We start from the raw sequence: 15,302 nt of genomic DNA on the forward strand, positions 1-15,302 counted from the left end.
AGGGGCCCGGGCCATACGGCTCGGGCCCTTTCGCGGTACGCCCGTCATGGGCGATCGCTTGGGGGTGAAAGTCCCCTGGAGACAGAGGTAGTGCTGACTCCGAGCCGGAGGCAACTGCGCCGTCGTGAGGCGGGGGTGGGAAGGAAGCCCGAGGCGACGTCCCGCTGGTCGACGTCCTCGTCGACGTCGACCGCTCCGGCCCAGCCTCATCGCTGGCCCGGGGGGCGATGTCAGCTCGCCGCAGGGTGCGGGACCGGAACAGGCTTGGGATGGACGATGATGGGCACGCTGGCCCGCATCGCGCCGGAGCCGTGGAGGGACCGGCCGTCCTGGTCCTTCCAAAACTCCAGGTGGTAGGTCCCAGCCGGGACACCCGCCCACTTGCGGTACTGCCACGAGTTACAGCTAAACCGCGCGGCCTCGCCCGTGGGCCGGAGCGCCACCCAGTATGTGGTCGTCCCCTCTGGACAAGAGTTGTTCCACCACAGCTCGACGTCACCGGCGGACGTCTGAGTCCACTCCCGCGAAAGGATGCGAAAGGCCATGCGGTCGATCCGCATGGCGAACCCGTATCCGGGATCGGGTGCGGGCGGCGGCGAGGCCGACGTGGCGACGGCCGCCGTCTCCTCGCCCGGAGCGTGGAGAAGGAGGACGAGCACGAGGCCGGCCACCACGGTGGCCCCCGCACCGGCCACTGGGACGAGCCAGCGCCCGCGCCGCCGCCGAGGCCGCGATCGCTCGCGATTATCAGGAGAGTCTCCTGCGTGCATGGCCACAGGGGCAGGCGAGTCGCGGGCCTGAGCAGCAGGCACCTCGGGGGTGGGGGCTGGGCGCTGGAGCTGGCGCTGCCGCTGGTCGCCCCTTGCTTGCCTCTGCAGCTCGTGCCACTCGTCCAGTTCCTCGGCGCTGGCCCCGAAGATCTCCGCCAACGCCGTGAGCACCGCCTTTTCAGGCAGAGTGGTGTGCTCCGTGCTCAGATAGCGGCTCAAGGCCGTGTCGCTCAGTCCTCTGACGTTCTGGTCTTGCAGCTTCACCTTCAGCTTCGCCGCGACCTGGTCCAACTTCAGGCCGCCGGAAGTCACCCACTTGGCGCGCAGTTTCTGAGCGAGCACCACCCTCGCTGCACTAGGAACCTTTCCCATCGGCGCTCCTGCATCGTCGCGGACATCCCGATATCCCGTCACTATCCCTCCGCCATCCCAAAGCCGGACGGTTCCGCAGGTGAGAGCCGCGAAGAGCAATCGGGATCGGGCCGGGATCCGGGCGGGACGCGACCCCCGCCAACAGCACTGGTGGCGCTTCCACGATCTCCCCAATCCTGAATCCGGCGACGCCCACATGGCTCGCCAAGCTCGCAGATCACCCACGTCTCAGCATTCCGGCATCCGCCGAGCCTAGCGATGCGGATCACTGCGAGCAGTGTCTTTCAACTGACCTAAGGGGAGCAATGCTGATCACAGCACGAAGAGAGGGCTGCTGCCGCCGCTATGACGGCCATGGGCCCTGACGTCCAGCCCGGCTGCCGGGACCGCACATGCGGCCGTCCAGCCAGTCTTCGGGAAGGTCTGCATGTTCAACCTCTCCGGAGCTGCTGCCCGGGCTGACGAAATCCCTGGCCATCATGAAGACCTATAGCAACATTCTCAACCACGATAGGCGGCTGGTCAGCGGGGTCAGCACGGCCCCGAACTACTACTTCGGCAAGGTGCTCAACGATGCGCGCTGGGGGCGGATTCTCGCGGTAACGGTGTCCAAGCGTTAGACCCCCGACAGCGGCGGATCGGCCCCTGCTCGCCCCGTCGCCGTCGGCGCATCACTGCAGACGAAACGGACCACAGATCCACGCTCGAACATCGACTGCGGCTGCTCAAGCCGCGACACCAGGAAGGACCGAGCTGATGCCCCGATGCAAGTCATGCGAAGGAAACGGCGAGTGCCGCAAGTGTAATGGGACGGGGGAGCTGGATGGCTTCTTCTCCCGGCCCAAGTGCGACGCCTGCGGCGGGGATGGCGTGTGCCACTCCTGCAAGGGCCACGGAGAGTCATGGGGCTGGTGACAAGTTCTTCCCCGCCCCGAAGTTGATCACCCTTCGAGGTTGTCAGCGGCCAAGCAGACGGCCTCGAAGGATGACACTTCGGTGATCCTGGATTCGGAGCCCTGGATGAACATCAGACGGCACCGCCGCCTACTCTCCAAACTCCTCCGGGCGGCCGCACCAAAGGACCGGTGTACCTCACCGACCGGCGCGCCCGCGTCGCCTTGGCCGCCGCCGACCTCGACCCGACTCCGGCCGGGCCCGCCTGTCCCACCGGCGCGCTGACATCACCGACCCCGACCAGCTCGCCCGCCGCCATCAGCAGGGCCCTGCACGACCTGCGCCACTCTGCCCTCACCCACGCCGCCGAAAAAAACGGCGCCAACGAAAGGATTCCTGTGTCCACGATTTCCTTTGTGCTGCGCACGGCTTCCACAGCAGGCTTGGCCGTGGGGCTGTTCCTGGGCGGTTCCCTCATCGAGGTCCCAGCCCATGCCTCGGCCCAGCAGTCCCAGACCTCCTGCAGCGGCAGGCGCATCGGCCACGTTCAGATCATGGCCACGGGCAGTCGAAAGGCTATGAAAGCGGCCTACCTGCACATCTACCGCAGTGGCAGCCGGGTCTGCGCCTTCACCAACACCAGCGCAGCAGCCGAACGCTTTTCTAAGGACATGGAAGTATCCCTGTGGGCATGTGGCCGCACTGCCGACGAGTGCCGAAGGGCTCACCCGTGGGGCAGAAACGACCCGTCCCCGCAGGCCGAAAACTCCGTGAAGGACGTGCATACCCGTACCAAGTCCGTCACCATTCTCGCCGGCGATCGATGCATCCAGGCCTGGGCAATGGTCGGGTTCACCGACTGGTCTAGCGGTGTCGGGTACATGGGGTATGGATACAGCCCTATTTCGTGCCCGCCCCGCTAGAGCACCTAGGCTAGTCTCTTCAGTTCGGTGTGAGGAATCTATGCGGCATCAGTCCGCGGGGCGTCCCCACCTTGTTTTGACAACCTTCACACCGGAGCCCGGCAGGATCGCGCGACCGGGTGGCGGGGACGAGGTGCCGTCGCACGTCCTTGGGGCGTTCTCGCCGACAATCGGCCGAGGGCGCCCCGTTCGTGTCTGTCAACGGACTCCCGATAGTGGCTCTGGCACTAATTTTGTGATCTTCCCGCGCTCGGCTGCCGGTGTTGCTGATCATGCTGGGTGACGATCTCTGAGTTGCTCGCGGTTCTCTTCCCTCACCTGGCCTGCCTACAGATTGACCAGGTGTCCCGGTCAGGCAGGTCGGTACGGATCCGGGCCAGGACCGTCTCCACGCAGGCGGCGTGCTCCCGGTGCGGGAAGGTCTCCCAGCGCGTGCACAGCCCGCGATCAGCGCCTCGACCGACAGACCCGCGCGCTCGAAGCCGCCGGCTGCATCCGCATCTTCGCCGACAAGCGGTGCGGCGGCGGATACCCATGGCACCCCGGTAGCCCCGGCCACCCGGCCGCCCGGCCTCGTGCCGGGCGGCTCCCCCGCGTGGGTGGCCGGGGGAGCCGGATCTTCCTGCGTTTCCTGTGGTCAGTCGTCGTGGTCGACGCGGAACTTGATGATCCGTCCGGTCGCGATCGCGACGTAGACGTCGTACTCCGTGTGACCCTTGTGCAGCTCGATCTTCCAGGTGCGGTAGCCGTGCTCCCACTCGCGTTCGACCTCGGTGACCCGCGCGCCGGGCACCCGCTTCTTCGCGATCGCGACCGCCTGGCGCCAGGTGATCGCGGCCGTGGAGGCGGAGGCCCGGGAGAGGGAGGCCTGGGAGAGGGAGGCCGAGGCGGCCGAGGAGAGCGGGGCGGGCGCCGCGGCCGCGACGGCGGTTCCGCCGGCGGCCAGTGCGGTGACGGTGACGGCGGCGGCGAGAGCGATCTTCGTTGTCTGTCTCATGCGTCGAGGTTCGCAGCGATCATGTTAGGGCCGCGCTAAGCGATCCCTAAAGCATCGCTGCCTTCTTCCGGCACCGGCGGAACCCCTGCGTCAGCGCCCGTCCGAGTCGCGGCGGGCCGAGCCCAGGAGCAGGCGCACCTCGGCGCCGCCGAGATCCGATCGGCCGACGGTCAGGGAGCCGCCCGACTCCTCGGCCACGCGGCGGGCGATGTCGAGCCCGAGCCCCGTCGAGCCCGCGCCGCTCTCCCCGCGTCTCGGCGGGCCGCCGGGGCCGAAGCCGGGACCGGCATCCGAGACCGTCAGGGCCGCCGCGTCGTCGGGCCCGGGGGCCAGGAGCACGCGGAAGGACGTCCCGTCGGGGGTGTGCGCGAAGACGTTGCCGAGGAGGGCGTCGGCGCAGTCGGCCAGGTCCTCGGCCGCGACCGCCACCGGCAGCGGGCCGGGCACGAGGTCGAGCGTGAAGGACCTCGACTGGTCCTCCGCCAGCACCGACCAGAACTCCACCCGGTCGCGCACCACGGCGACGGCGTCGCAGGAGGCCCGTTCCCGCGACCGCCGCCGCACGTCGTTGATGACGGCGGTGACCGCCCGCTCCAGCGCGTCCACGCGGGCCTCCATCCTGGCCGCCTCGCCGGGATCGGCCAGCGACTCCGCTTCGAGCCGCAGGCCGGTCAGCGGTGTGCGCAGCCGGTGGGAGAGGTCCGCCACCATCTCGCGCTCCTCGGCGAGCAGGTCGGAGATGCGTCCCGCGAGGTGGTTGAGGGCCAGGCCCGCCGTACGGACCTCCGGCGGGCCCTGCGGGGTCGCCCGGGCGGTCAGGTCGCCCTTCGCGAGGCGGTGGGAGACCTGGGCGAGCGCCGTGGTGGGCCGCACGACCGCGCGTGCGAGGCGGTCGGCGACCAGGATGCCGAGCCCGACCAGGGCGACCCCGAGGATCAGCAGCGCGAGCCAGGTCCGGTGGACGCCGCGGTCGAGATCGTCGTCGGAGAGGAAGGCGCGGACGACGGCCGTGCCGCCCGGCGCGCCCTGCACCGCCACCAGGATCTCCCTGCCGCCCGGCACGGCCGCGGTCAGGCTCCGGCCGCGTGCGGCGAGGTCGACGGCGCGGGTGCGGGCCGCCTGGGCCCCGAGCACGCGGCCGTCCGCGAGGAAGACCGTGACGGGGTGTCCGCTCGACGCGCCCGCCTGCTCGGCGGTCAGCCGCAGCGTCTCCTCGTCCACCGCGCCCACGGCCACGGCGACGGATTCGGCGGCCCGGGTCGCGGAGGCGACGGCCTCGCTGTGCGCCACCGACCGCACCAGCAAGGCAAGCGGCACCAGCAGTGACACCAGGACCAGCGACGTGGTCGCCGCGACGAGGGCCGCGAGCCAGCGCCTCATCGGCTCATTCCGCGGGCGAAGGCGGCGCGGTCAGGCGTACGCCCACCCCGCGGACGGTCTGGAGATAGCGCGGACGCTGCGCGGTCTCGCCGAGTTTGCGGCGCAGCCACGACAGGTGGACGTCGACCGTCTTGTCGGTGCCTCCGTAGGGGATGCGCCAGACCTCGGTGAGCAGCTCGCGCTTGGTCACGACCTGCCCGGCCCGTGCCGCCAGATAGTGCAGCAGGTCGAACTCCCGCGGCGTCAGGTCCAGCACCGCGCCGTCGAGCGTCGCCTCCCTGGCGCCCGGGTCGACGCGGAGCGTCCCCACCGTCAGGGAGGTGTCCGTACGCCCGGTGTCGATCCGGCGCAGCACGGCGCGGATGCGCGCGTCGAGCTGCGCGGCGCTGTAGGGCTTGACCACGTAGTCGTCGGCGCCGGCGTCGAGCAGGCGGACCATGTCGGCCTCCCCGTCCCTGGCGGTGGCGACGATGACCGGCACGCGGCTCACCGCGCGGAGCATGCGCAGCAGGTCGGCGCCGTCCATGTCGGGCAGGCCGAGGTCGAGCACGATGAGGTCGGGACGGTCCTCGACGGCCGACCGCAGGCCGTCGAGGGCGGTGGAGGCGGAGGAGACGGCATGCCCGCGGTCGCGCAGGCTCCGGGTGAGGGAGGTGCGGATGGGGGCGTCGTCTTCGATGAGCAGCACGCTTGGCATTTGACCGTTACGGTAGCCGCCCGGTGGAAGCGGCATAAGTCCGTTATCCGGGCCTTAGCGTTCCCTTAGCGTTCGGAGTGGGAAAGTGGCGGCGTGAACAGCCGTCTCGCACTCGCCGTCGCCGGGTGGCTGCTGGCCGCCGTCCTCGCCACCGGCACGGGTGTCGCCGTGCTCGGCCTGCTGGGCCGGCCGCTCACGGGGTCGGCGGAGCGGCTGATGACGGCCGAGGAGATCCGCGTCGCGCTCGCCCAGGACACACCGCTCGCCCAGGACACGCGGGGCGGCAGCCCCGGCGCGCCCTCCCCTGCCGCCGTCCCCTCCGATGACGCCTCGGCAGGCCCGTCCGGCGTACGGACGCCGGGCGCCGCGCCCGCGACCTGGCGCAGGCTCGTCTCCACGGACGCGGGCAGCGTGATCGCCCGATGCGACGGCGAGCTGGTACGGCTCCAGTCGTGGACGCCTGCGCAGGGCTTCGAGGTGGACGACGTCGACCCGGGGCCGGACGACCGCGCCCGGGTGAAGTTCGAGTCGGACGAGGACCGGCTTGAGGTGGAGGTGCGCTGCTCCGGTGGGGTCCCGGTCCCCCGGATCACCCGGCACGACGGCTGACCGGGAGACACCGGCCGACGTCGATCGCGGCGGCGTCCGGCCGGACCGTCGGTACCGGCGCCGCCGTGCCCCGGTCAGCCCTCGCCGGTGAGGGCGGCGACGAGGTCGGCGGCCGTACGGCACCGGTCGAGCAGGTCGCCCACGTGCGCCTTGGTGCCGCGCAGCGGCTCCAGGGTCGGCACCCGCTGGAGCGACTCGCGGCCAGGGATGTCGAAGATGACCGAGTCCCAGGACGCGGCGGCGACCGACTCGCTGTACTGCCGCAGGCACCGGCCGCGGAAGTAGGCCCGGGTGTCGGTGGGCGGCAGCTCGACCGCCCGCTCGATGTCCTCGTCGGTCACCAGGCGCTGCATGCGGCCCCTGGCGACCAGCCGGTTGTACAGGCCGCGGTCGGGACGGATGTCGGAATACTGCAGGTCGACCAGTTGCAGCCGCGGATGCGACCACGGCAGGTTGTCGCGGGTGCGGTAGCCCTCGAGGATCTCCAGCTTGGCGACCCAGTCGAGCTCCCGCGACAGCTGCATCGGGTCCTCCGCGAGCCGGGTGAGCACCGACTCCCAGCGGTTGAGCACGTCCTTGGTGAGGTCGTCGACGCCCGAGCCGAAGCGGTCCTCGACGTACTTGCGGGCCTGCTCCAGGTATTCCATCTGCAGCTGCACGGCGGTCATCTTCCGCCCGTTGCGCAGCGCGATCTCGTACTTGCAGGTCGGGTCGTGGGAGACCGCGCGCAGCGCCGCGACCGGCGACTCGGGGGTCAGGTCGATGGTGAGGAACCCCTCCTCGATCATCGCGAGGACCAGCGCCGTCGTGCCCAGCTTCAAATAAGTCGAAATTTCCGACATGTTGGCGTCGCCGATGATCACGTGCAGGCGGCGATACTTCTCCGGGTCGGCGTGCGGCTCGTCGCGGGTGTTGATGATCGGCCGCTTGAGCGTGGTCTCCAGCCCGACCTCGACCTCGAAGAAGTCGGCCCGCTGGCTGATCTGGAAGCCCTCGCCGCGCGAGTCCTGGCCGATGCCGACCTTGCCCGCGCCGCAGACGACCTGCCGCGACACGAAGAACGGCGTGAGGTGCCTGACGATGTCGGCGAACGGCGTCGCGCGGCGCATGAGGTAGTTCTCGTGGCACCCGTACGACGCGCCCTTGGCGTCGGTGTTGTTCTTGTAGAGCTGGATGGGGGCGTTGCCGGGCATGGCGGACGCCCGCACGGCGGCGTCGTACATCACCCGCTCGCCCGCCTTGTCCCAGATCACCGCGGCACGGGGGTTGGTGCACTCGGGCGTGGAGTATTCCGGGTGGGCGTGGTCGACGTAGAGGCGCGCGCCGTTGGTGAGGATCACGTTGGCGAGGCCGAGGTCCTCGTCGGTGAGCTGACTCTGATCGGCCACCTCACGGGCCAGGTCGAACCCTCGGGCATCGCGGAGCGGGTTCTCCTCCTCGAAGTCCCACCGGGCCCGGCGAGCCCGGGCGGCCGACGCCGCCAGGTACGCGTTGACGACCTGTGAGGAGGTCACCATCGCGTTCGCTCCCGGTTGACCTGGCACGGCGATGCCGTACTCGGTCTCGATGCCCATCACCCGCCGAACCGTCATTCGCACCCCGCCTGTATCAGGCCGTCGTAGTCATATACGAGCCTAGCCCTTTCTCTATGCCCTGCTACCGAACAGTTACGGCACAGATGCCTCGGGACTTTGCGCCGGAATAGCCCTCGTAGTCCGGGAGCTACCCCCGCCGCCCCGGGGGCGGGACCGCCGGAAGCGGTCGAGCAGGGCCCCCAGCCTGGCACGAAGCCAGCGCTGACCGGGTTTGTCGACCATACGGTAGATCAGGTAGGCGAGCCCGATCGAGACCGCCATCGTGATCACGACCAGCGGCCACGGATCCACCACGTCCCGATATGCGGGGATCACGACGGCCGAGACCGTCTGGTGCACGAGATAGAGCGGATACGTGAGGGCCCCCAGGGTCACCAGGCGACGCCAGCGCACCCACCGCAACCAGCCGAGGGCGACCGCGGCCATCAGCAGATAGACGACGGTGATCGCGATGACGACGGCCTCCGGGGGCGCCGGGTAATGCTTGATGCCGACCAGGCGCACCCGCTCCCCCACGCGCTCCATGGCGGCGTACAGGGACATCCCGTAGCCGGCGGCGACCAGCAGCCACGGCATGAAGGCGCCGGAACGCGCGCCGAAGCGGTGGATCAGGAAGAAGGCCATGCCCGCGATGAAGTACGGCGCCTGCCGCGGCATGAAGACGAAGACGAGCGTCTCGTTCTGGGTGAGCTCGGCCAGCAGCGCCAGGCCGGACCAGGCCGCCAGGAACACCAGGCAGCGCCGCAGTGTGATCCCCACGAGGGAGAACAGCGCCACGAGGACGTAGAACCGCAGCTCCACCCAGAGGGACCAGAAGACGCCGCCGGCGTGGCCCACGCCGAACGCCCCCTGGAACATGGTCAGGTTGAGCAGATACTCGCCATCGCTGAGCTTGGGGTCGAACCCCGCGACCCCGCTGAAGCGGTACATGACGAAGATCATGAGTACGGCGAACCAGTACGCCGGATACAACCGCGACACCCGGGAGACCGCGAACTCGCCGACCGTGTGCCCCCAGACGCTCATCAGGATGACGAACCCGCTGATGAGGAAGAACAGCTCCACCCCGAGGATGCCCAGCGTGGTCAGGCGGGCGACCGGCTCGAACAGCTTGGTGGGGTACTCGTCCCACAGCGACTTGCTGGCCGCCATGAAATGGAAGGACATGACGGCGAACGCGGCCACGAACCGAAGGACGTCGAGTTCGACCAGGCGGCGGCCCTTGGCGGCGGCGGCGCCCCGCGCCGGGGCCCTGTCCCGCGCCCTGTCCGGCGCCCTGTCCGGCGCCCTGTCCGGCGCGGCCGAGACCGGAGCGGACTGTCGCACGGGCCGTCCTGCCGGCTGTCTCACAGGCTGTCCCACAGCGGTCATCCGTGCGAGCCAAGAAAGATCATGCCTTCTTTGACGTGATCAGCCCGGGTTTCGGTTCCCTCAGATCACGATCGTTATCAATGGTCGCCTATGCCCCTCCTGTTGTTGCCCTCCCCACGTCCCCGCGCCGGAAAGGGCCTGAAACGCCGGAGGAGCGGCGCGACCCGCGGGTCGCGCCGCTCCTCGATGGCGCCGGTCCGGCCGGAGCCGGGGTGTTACAGGTACTGACCGGTGTTGGCGACCGTGTCGATCGACCGTCCGGCCTCGGTGCCCTGCTTGCCCTGCACGAGCGTGCGGATGTAGACGATCCGCTCGCCCTTCTTGCCGGAGATGCGGGCCCAGTCGTCGGGGTTGGTGGTGTTGGGCAGGTCCTCGTTCTCGGAGAACTCGTCCACGCAGGCGGCCAGCAGGTGCGAGATCCGCAGACCCTTCTGCCCGGTCTCCAGGAACTCCTTGATGGCCATCTTCTTGCCCCGGTCCACGATGTTCTGGATCATGGCGCCGGAGTTGAAGTCCTTGAAGTAGAGGACCTCCTTGTCGCCGTTGGCGTAGGTCACCTCGAGGAAGCGGTTCTCCTCGCTCTCGGCGTACATCCGCTCGACGACCCGCTGGATCATCGCGGCGATCGTGCCCTCGCGGCTGCTGCCGTGCTCGGCCAGGTCGTCCGGGTGCAGCGGCAGGTCGCTGACGAGGTACTTCGAGAAGATGTCCTTCGCCGCCTCGGCGTCGGGCCGCTCGATCTTGATCTTGACGTCCAGGCGGCCGGGCCGCAGGATCGCCGGGTCGATCATGTCCTCGCGGTTGGAGGCGCCGATGACGATGACGTTCTCCAGGCCCTCGACACCGTCGATCTCCGAAAGGAGCTGGGGAACGATGGTGTTCTCGACGTCGGAGGACACACCGGAGCCGCGGGTGCGGAAGATCGAGTCCATCTCGTCGAAGAACACGATCACCGGGGTGCCCTCGGACGCCTTCTCACGCGCCCGCTGGAAGACCAGGCGGATGTGCCGCTCGGTCTCGCCGACGTACTTGTTGAGAAGCTCCGGGCCCTTGATGTTGAGGAAGAAGCTCTTGCCCGACTGGCCGGTCTTCTCCGCGACCTGCTTGGCCAGGGAGTTGGCCACCGCCTTGGCGATGAGCGTCTTGCCGCAGCCGGGCGGGCCGTACAGCAGCACACCCTTCGGCGGGCGGAGCTTGTGCTCGCGGAACAGGTCGGCGTGCAGGTAGGGCAGCTCGATGGCGTCCCTGATCTGCTCGATCTGCCGGCCGAGGCCGCCGATCTCCTCGTAGGAGATGTCGGGGACCTCTTCGAGGACGAGCTCCTCCACCTCCGACTTGGGGATGCGCTCGTAGACGTAGTTGGATCGGGGTTCGAGCAGGAGGGAGTCGCCGGCCCGCAGCGGCTGGTCCAGCAGCGAGTGGGCGAGCTTGACGACCCGCTCCTCGTCCGCGTGCGAGATGACGAGCGCGCGGTCGCCGCTCTCCAGCAACTCCTTGAGCATCACGATCTCGCCGACGTCCTCGTAGCCGAGGGCCTCGACGACGTTGAGCGCCTCGTTCAGCATGACCTCCTGGCCACGCTTGAGCGAGTCGACGTCGACCGCCGGGCTGACGTTCACGCGGAGCTTGCGCCCGCCCGTGAACACCTCGATCGTGCCGTCATCCCTGGCTTCGAGGAAGACGCCGAATCCGGATGGCGGCTGCGCCAGCCGGTCGACCTCCTCCTTGAGGGCGACGATCTGGTCCCTGGCCTCCTTGAGGGTGGAGACCAAACGCTCGTTCTGGCTTGTGAGAGCGGCCACCTGAGCCTGTGCCTCGTGGAGGCGCTCCTCGATGACCCTGGCCTGCCGGGGAGACTCGGCCAGCTTCCGGCGCAACGCGGTGATCTCCTCTTGCAGGAAGGAGACCTGTGTTGTGAGATCCGCGACCTCCCGTTCGCGCTGCGCGGCTCGAGCCTCAGCGTCGTCGCGAGCTGCCACGCCCCGTCACCTCCTTCCCCGTCGAGAACGACTACTCAAGACCCTACCTATCTTGGCGCTGTACGTAACCTGGCCGGGCAGTGTTCGTGTAGTTACGTTGGGTGTTCGGCGTTTGATACCTTATGGACCGATTGTTCGGTTCACCATTAGGAACACACCCAAATGTTCCCGTGTCACGCGGCTTTGCCGGGTTGTGGCTGAATCGTCACACTTGTTCGATCCCCTCTCCGTACGCCCCCTTGGCGGGACGCCTGCGCCGCGGCGGGGGCGTGACGCCGTCCGCCATGCGACGGGCCATCACCAGAAACCCCGTGTGGCCGACCATCCGGTGGTCGGGCCGTACGGCGAGACCTTCGACATGCCAGTCGCGAACCAGGGTCTCCCACGCGTGAGGCTCGGTGAAACTCCCGTGCTCCCGCAGTGTTTCCACGGTTCTGGACATCTGGGTCGTCGTCGCAACATAGCAGCAGATAACTCCCCCAGGAGTAAGGGACTTCGCCGCCGCGTCAACGCACTCCCAAGGGGCGAGCATGTCGAGGATGACGCGATCCACGTCCGTCTCGTCCAGCGCGTCGACGAAGTCACCGACCACGAGACGCCACTGCCCCATCGGGCCGCCGAAGAACTTCTCGACGTTCTTGGTGGCCACCTCGGCGAAGTCGGCGCGCCGCTCATAGGAGGTGACCTTCCCCTCCGAGCCGACGGCGCGCAGCAGGAAGCAGGTGAGCGCGCCGGAGCCCACGCCGGCCTCGACCACCCGGGCGCCCGGGAAGATGTCGGCCATGGCGACGATCTGAGCCGCGTCCTTCGGGTAGACCACCGCGGCGCCGCGCGGCATCGACACCGCGTAGTCGGCGAGCAGGTGCCGGAACGCCAGGTAGGCCGTGCCGCCGGAGGACCGCACCACGGACCCCTCGGGCTGTCCGATCAGGTCGTCATGCGGGATCGACCCCTTGTGCGTGTGGAAGACGCCGCCCTCTTTCAGCGTCACCGTGTGCCGCTTGTTCTTGGGGTCGGTGAGCTGGACCTGATCTCCGGCCTGGAACGGGCCGTGCCTGCGAAAACCCATGCGGAAAAGGCTAGTGCCGCGACCGACGAGATTCGCCCGCGCGGAGCGGTGTCCCGGGGGTGCTTCCTGGGCGGGCGGCAACGCGGCGGGGAGCGGCGGCGGCCGGGAAAAGACCTGGCCGGTGCGGAGTCGCTGCTGGTAACAATGTGACATGTTGCCCCAAGAGGCGATCCCCGCCGGGCCGGCCGTGCTGCGCCTGCCCGTCGAGGGGGATGCCGACCAGATCGCCCGAGCCTGCGCCGACCCCGAGATCGCCAGGTTCATCCCCTTCATCCCTTCCCCGTACACGCGGGACGACGCGCTGACGTGGATCACCAAGACCGTGCCCGCCACCTGGGAGAACGGCGGCGCCGACTTCGTCGTCGCCGATGCCGCCACGGACGAGGTGCTCGGCACCGCCGGGCTCAAGCCGCAGGACCGGTTCGGCGGGACGGAGGTGGGCTACTGGCTCGCGCCGTGGGCACGCGGGCGTGGCGTCGTCACGGCCGCCGTGCGGGCGCTGGCCGAACGGGCCTTCGCCCGGGGCGTCCCGCGGATCGAGCTGTACGCCGACGTGGAGAACGTCGCGAGCCAGCAGGTAGCCCTGCGGTGCGGCTTCGCCCACGAGGGCGTGCTGCGCGGGGCCGGCGGTCCCCGGGACGGCACCCCTGCCGACCTCGCCGTGTTCGGGCGGCTGAGCACCGATCCCGGCGACCCGATCACGCCCTTCCTGCCGTTCTTCCCCGGAGGGTTCCCCGGCGGCTCGCTCACCGACGGCGTCGTCCGGCTCACGCCGCTGACCACGGCCGACGCCGCCGACTACTTTGCGCTGGCGTCCCTACCGGACGTGATCGACTCGTCGGTGCCGCCCGTGCCGCCGGAGTACGCAGGCAGCGAGGTCCTCTGCCGGTACGCCGGGCATCGATGGCTGACCGGCCAGCGGGCGGACATCGCCATCAGGGACGCGGCGACCGGCGAGTTCGCCGGGGAGATCCAGCTCACCGGCGTCGTCCCGCCGCTCGGCCAGGCGATGCTCGGCTACAGCCTCCGTCCGGAGTTCCGCGGCAGGGGCCTGGTGACGCGGGCGGTGGACCTGCTGGTCGAGTGGGCGTTCGCCAGCACGCCGCTGAGGCGGATCATCGCCGGGACCAACCCCGGCAACACGGCCTCCCAGCGCGTGCTCGAACGGGCGGGCTTCGTCCGGGAGCACCTCGTCAAGGGGCTGCTGCCCGGCCCCGGAGACACCCGGCTCGACGACATCCAGTGGGCGCGGACACGCCCCTGAGCGGAACGGACCTCCCGCGCCCGGATGCCGCCCGGAACCCGGCACCCGAGCGCGGGCCGTCCGCGGCACGGGACGCCCGCCGGGCGTCCCGCCCACGCCCTTGAGGCCGGTCCCTCAGTCGGCTCCGTACGCGGCCCGCAGCTTGGCGAAGGCGGCGTCGGTGCCCTGGAGTGCCCGGTCGATCTCCTCGTCGGTGTGCGCGGCCGACAGGAACCAGTTGTGCCAGGGGTGGAGGTAGACCCCCTCCTCCAGGCAGTGCCCGGCCCAGGCGATGCCCTTCTCCAGGGTCTCGTCGCCCTCGAAGGACAGCCACGGCACCTGCACCGGGCCGGTCTGGCGGACCACGAAGCCGTGCGCCCGTGCCTGGGCGGCGAGGCCCTCGCGCAGCCGGGTCCCGGCGCGGTGCATGAGCGCGGGGCCGTCGGTCTCGCGCAGGATCTCGATCGTCGCCTTGGCGGCGGCCATGGCCGTCGCGGAGAACCAGAAGGAGCCCGTCGAGTAGAGCGTCTGGGCCGCCCCGCGCAGCGTGTCGGTCCCGGTGACCGCCGCGATGGGGAAACCGTTGGCCATCGCCTTGCTCCAGGCCGTCAGGTCGGGGCGCACGCCGAGCGGCTCCCACGAGCCGCGCAGGTCGAGCCGCCACCCGGCGCGTACGTCGTCGATGACCAGCGCCGCCCCGATCCGGTCGGCCAGCGCCCGCACGCCCCGGGCGAACTCCGCGTCGGCGTCCTCCTGGTCCTCGAACGAGTCGTGCTTGAACGGGGTGACGAGGATGGCGGCGACGTCGCCGTCCGCCTGGACCGCGGCGGCCTCGGCGCTCGCGAGGTCGTTGTAGGTGAACTGGATCGTGTCCGCCCGCTGGTTGGGGGTGACGCCGGACAGGCCGGGCGTGCACCAGGGGTCGGCGCCGTGGTAGGCGCCGTGGGCGACCAGCACCTTGGTGCGGCCCGTCGCCGCCCTGGCCACCATGAGGGCCTGGGTGGTGGCGTCGGTGCCGTTCTTGGAGAACATGGCCCAGTCGGCCGAGGGGATGAGGTCCACCAGCAACTCGGCGAGCTCCACCATGATCGGCCCGGGGCCGTTCAGGCAGTCGCCCTCCGCCTGCTGCGCGGCGGCGGCGGCCTCCACGCGCGGGTTGCGGTGGCCGACGATCATCGGCCCCCAGCTGCACATCAGGTCGACGTACGCACGGCCGTCGGCGTCCCACTGCCGGGCGCCCTCGGCGCGTACGAAGAACTGGGGGTAGCGGTCCCCGTGCAGGGCCGCGTTGAGGTGGCCGTACATGCCACCGGGGATGACCTTCGCGGCACGGGCCCGCAGGGAGGCGTCGAGGGACATGGGCGGCACTCCTGGGATCGGGAAATCGGAGAGGTCGGGGGGCG

The 15,302-nt window shown here is 69.9% G+C and carries 13 protein-coding genes; 4 read left to right on the plus strand and 9 right to left on the minus strand.

Features of this window, described 5'->3' with window-relative positions:
- Positions 1-230 precede the first annotated feature (230 nt).
- Positions 231-1,142, minus strand: coding sequence for a helix-turn-helix domain-containing protein (locus FLX08_RS11610; protein WP_142618752.1), 912 nt, complete (start codon positions 1,140-1,142; stop codon positions 231-233).
- A gap of 479 nt (positions 1,143-1,621) precedes the next feature.
- On the opposite strand from FLX08_RS11610, the gene FLX08_RS40515 reads away from it, so the two are divergent.
- Positions 1,622-1,762 carry a hypothetical protein gene (locus FLX08_RS40515; RefSeq protein ID WP_167530368.1) on the plus strand — a complete coding sequence of 47 codons (141 nt, stop codon included), beginning with the start codon at positions 1,622-1,624 and terminating at the stop codon, positions 1,760-1,762.
- Positions 1,763-2,227: 465 nt separating this feature from the next.
- Complete coding sequence (locus FLX08_RS11615) at positions 2,228-2,959, plus strand: hypothetical protein (protein WP_142618754.1); 732 nt, start codon at positions 2,228-2,230, stop codon at positions 2,957-2,959.
- Positions 2,960-3,596: 637 nt separating this feature from the next.
- Here FLX08_RS11615 and FLX08_RS11620 read toward each other — a convergent pair.
- The 3 genes from FLX08_RS11620 to FLX08_RS11630 all read right to left on the minus strand — a co-directional run bounded on the left by FLX08_RS11620 (position 3,597) and on the right by FLX08_RS11630 (position 6,033).
- Positions 3,597-3,956, minus strand: coding sequence for a PepSY domain-containing protein (locus FLX08_RS11620; protein ID WP_142618756.1), 360 nt, complete (start codon positions 3,954-3,956; stop codon positions 3,597-3,599).
- Positions 3,957-4,046: 90 nt separating this feature from the next.
- Positions 4,047-5,336, minus strand: coding sequence for a sensor histidine kinase (locus FLX08_RS11625; RefSeq protein ID WP_142618757.1), 1,290 nt, complete (start codon positions 5,334-5,336; stop codon positions 4,047-4,049).
- A gap of 4 nt (positions 5,337-5,340) precedes the next feature.
- Entirely contained in the window at positions 5,341-6,033 is a 693-nt protein-coding gene (locus tag FLX08_RS11630; protein WP_142618759.1) for a response regulator transcription factor, read from the minus strand.
- A 93-nt stretch (positions 6,034-6,126) separates the two neighbouring features.
- On the opposite strand from FLX08_RS11630, the gene FLX08_RS11635 reads away from it, so the two are divergent.
- The gene (locus FLX08_RS11635) at positions 6,127-6,642 is read left to right on the plus strand and encodes a type 2 periplasmic-binding domain-containing protein (RefSeq protein ID WP_142618761.1); all 516 of its coding nucleotides are present in this window, start codon (positions 6,127-6,129) and stop codon (positions 6,640-6,642) included.
- A 74-nt stretch (positions 6,643-6,716) separates the two neighbouring features.
- On the opposite strand, the gene dop is transcribed toward FLX08_RS11635, so the two are convergent.
- From dop to FLX08_RS11655, 4 genes are all read right to left on the minus strand, one after another.
- The gene (gene dop / locus FLX08_RS11640) at positions 6,717-8,234 is read right to left on the minus strand and encodes a depupylase/deamidase Dop (RefSeq protein WP_142618763.1); all 1,518 of its coding nucleotides are present in this window, start codon (positions 8,232-8,234) and stop codon (positions 6,717-6,719) included.
- A 75-nt stretch (positions 8,235-8,309) separates the two neighbouring features.
- On the minus strand, positions 8,310-9,563 hold the full coding sequence (locus FLX08_RS11645) for an acyltransferase family protein (protein ID WP_244312561.1): 1,254 nt from the start codon (positions 9,561-9,563) through the stop codon (positions 8,310-8,312).
- Between the two features lie 260 nt (positions 9,564-9,823).
- On the minus strand, positions 9,824-11,587 hold the full coding sequence (gene arc, locus FLX08_RS11650; RefSeq protein ID WP_142618767.1) for a proteasome ATPase: 1,764 nt from the start codon (positions 11,585-11,587) through the stop codon (positions 9,824-9,826).
- Positions 11,588-11,792: 205 nt separating this feature from the next.
- The gene (locus tag FLX08_RS11655; RefSeq protein WP_142618769.1) at positions 11,793-12,656 is read right to left on the minus strand and encodes a tRNA (adenine-N1)-methyltransferase; all 864 of its coding nucleotides are present in this window, start codon (positions 12,654-12,656) and stop codon (positions 11,793-11,795) included.
- Between the two features lie 151 nt (positions 12,657-12,807).
- Here FLX08_RS11655 and FLX08_RS11660 point away from each other — a divergent pair, with 151 nt between their 5' ends.
- The gene (locus FLX08_RS11660) at positions 12,808-13,920 is read left to right on the plus strand and encodes a GNAT family N-acetyltransferase (protein WP_142618771.1); all 1,113 of its coding nucleotides are present in this window, start codon (positions 12,808-12,810) and stop codon (positions 13,918-13,920) included.
- Between the two features lie 114 nt (positions 13,921-14,034).
- Here the strand turns inward: FLX08_RS11660 and FLX08_RS11665 are convergent, their stop codons facing one another.
- On the minus strand, positions 14,035-15,258 hold the full coding sequence (locus FLX08_RS11665) for an aminotransferase class III-fold pyridoxal phosphate-dependent enzyme (protein ID WP_142618773.1): 1,224 nt from the start codon (positions 15,256-15,258) through the stop codon (positions 14,035-14,037).
- Between the last annotated feature and the right edge of the window lie 44 nt (positions 15,259-15,302).

It is taken from the genome of Microbispora hainanensis, assembly GCF_006874475.1.
In the GTDB taxonomy this organism is placed as follows: Bacteria; Actinomycetota; Actinomycetes; order Streptosporangiales; family Streptosporangiaceae; genus Microbispora; species Microbispora hainanensis.

Coding starts and splice junctions, on each gene's coding strand:
- FLX08_RS40515 (WP_167530368.1), top strand. CDS start 1,622: ATGAAGACCTATAGCAACATTCTCAACCACGATAGGCGGCTGGTCAGC.
- FLX08_RS11610 (WP_142618752.1), bottom strand. CDS start 1,142: ATGGGAAAGGTTCCTAGTGCAGCGAGGGTGGTGCTCGCTCAGAAACTG.
- FLX08_RS11665 (WP_142618773.1), bottom strand. CDS start 15,258: ATGTCCCTCGACGCCTCCCTGCGGGCCCGTGCCGCGAAGGTCATCCCC.
- dop (WP_142618763.1), bottom strand. CDS start 8,234: ATGACGGTTCGGCGGGTGATGGGCATCGAGACCGAGTACGGCATCGCC.
- FLX08_RS11620 (WP_142618756.1), bottom strand. CDS start 3,956: ATGAGACAGACAACGAAGATCGCTCTCGCCGCCGCCGTCACCGTCACC.
- FLX08_RS11660 (WP_142618771.1), top strand. CDS start 12,808: ATGTTGCCCCAAGAGGCGATCCCCGCCGGGCCGGCCGTGCTGCGCCTG.
- FLX08_RS11625 (WP_142618757.1), bottom strand. CDS start 5,336: ATGAGGCGCTGGCTCGCGGCCCTCGTCGCGGCGACCACGTCGCTGGTC.
- FLX08_RS11630 (WP_142618759.1), bottom strand. CDS start 6,033: ATGCCAAGCGTGCTGCTCATCGAAGACGACGCCCCCATCCGCACCTCC.
- FLX08_RS11655 (WP_142618769.1), bottom strand. CDS start 12,656: ATGGGTTTTCGCAGGCACGGCCCGTTCCAGGCCGGAGATCAGGTCCAG.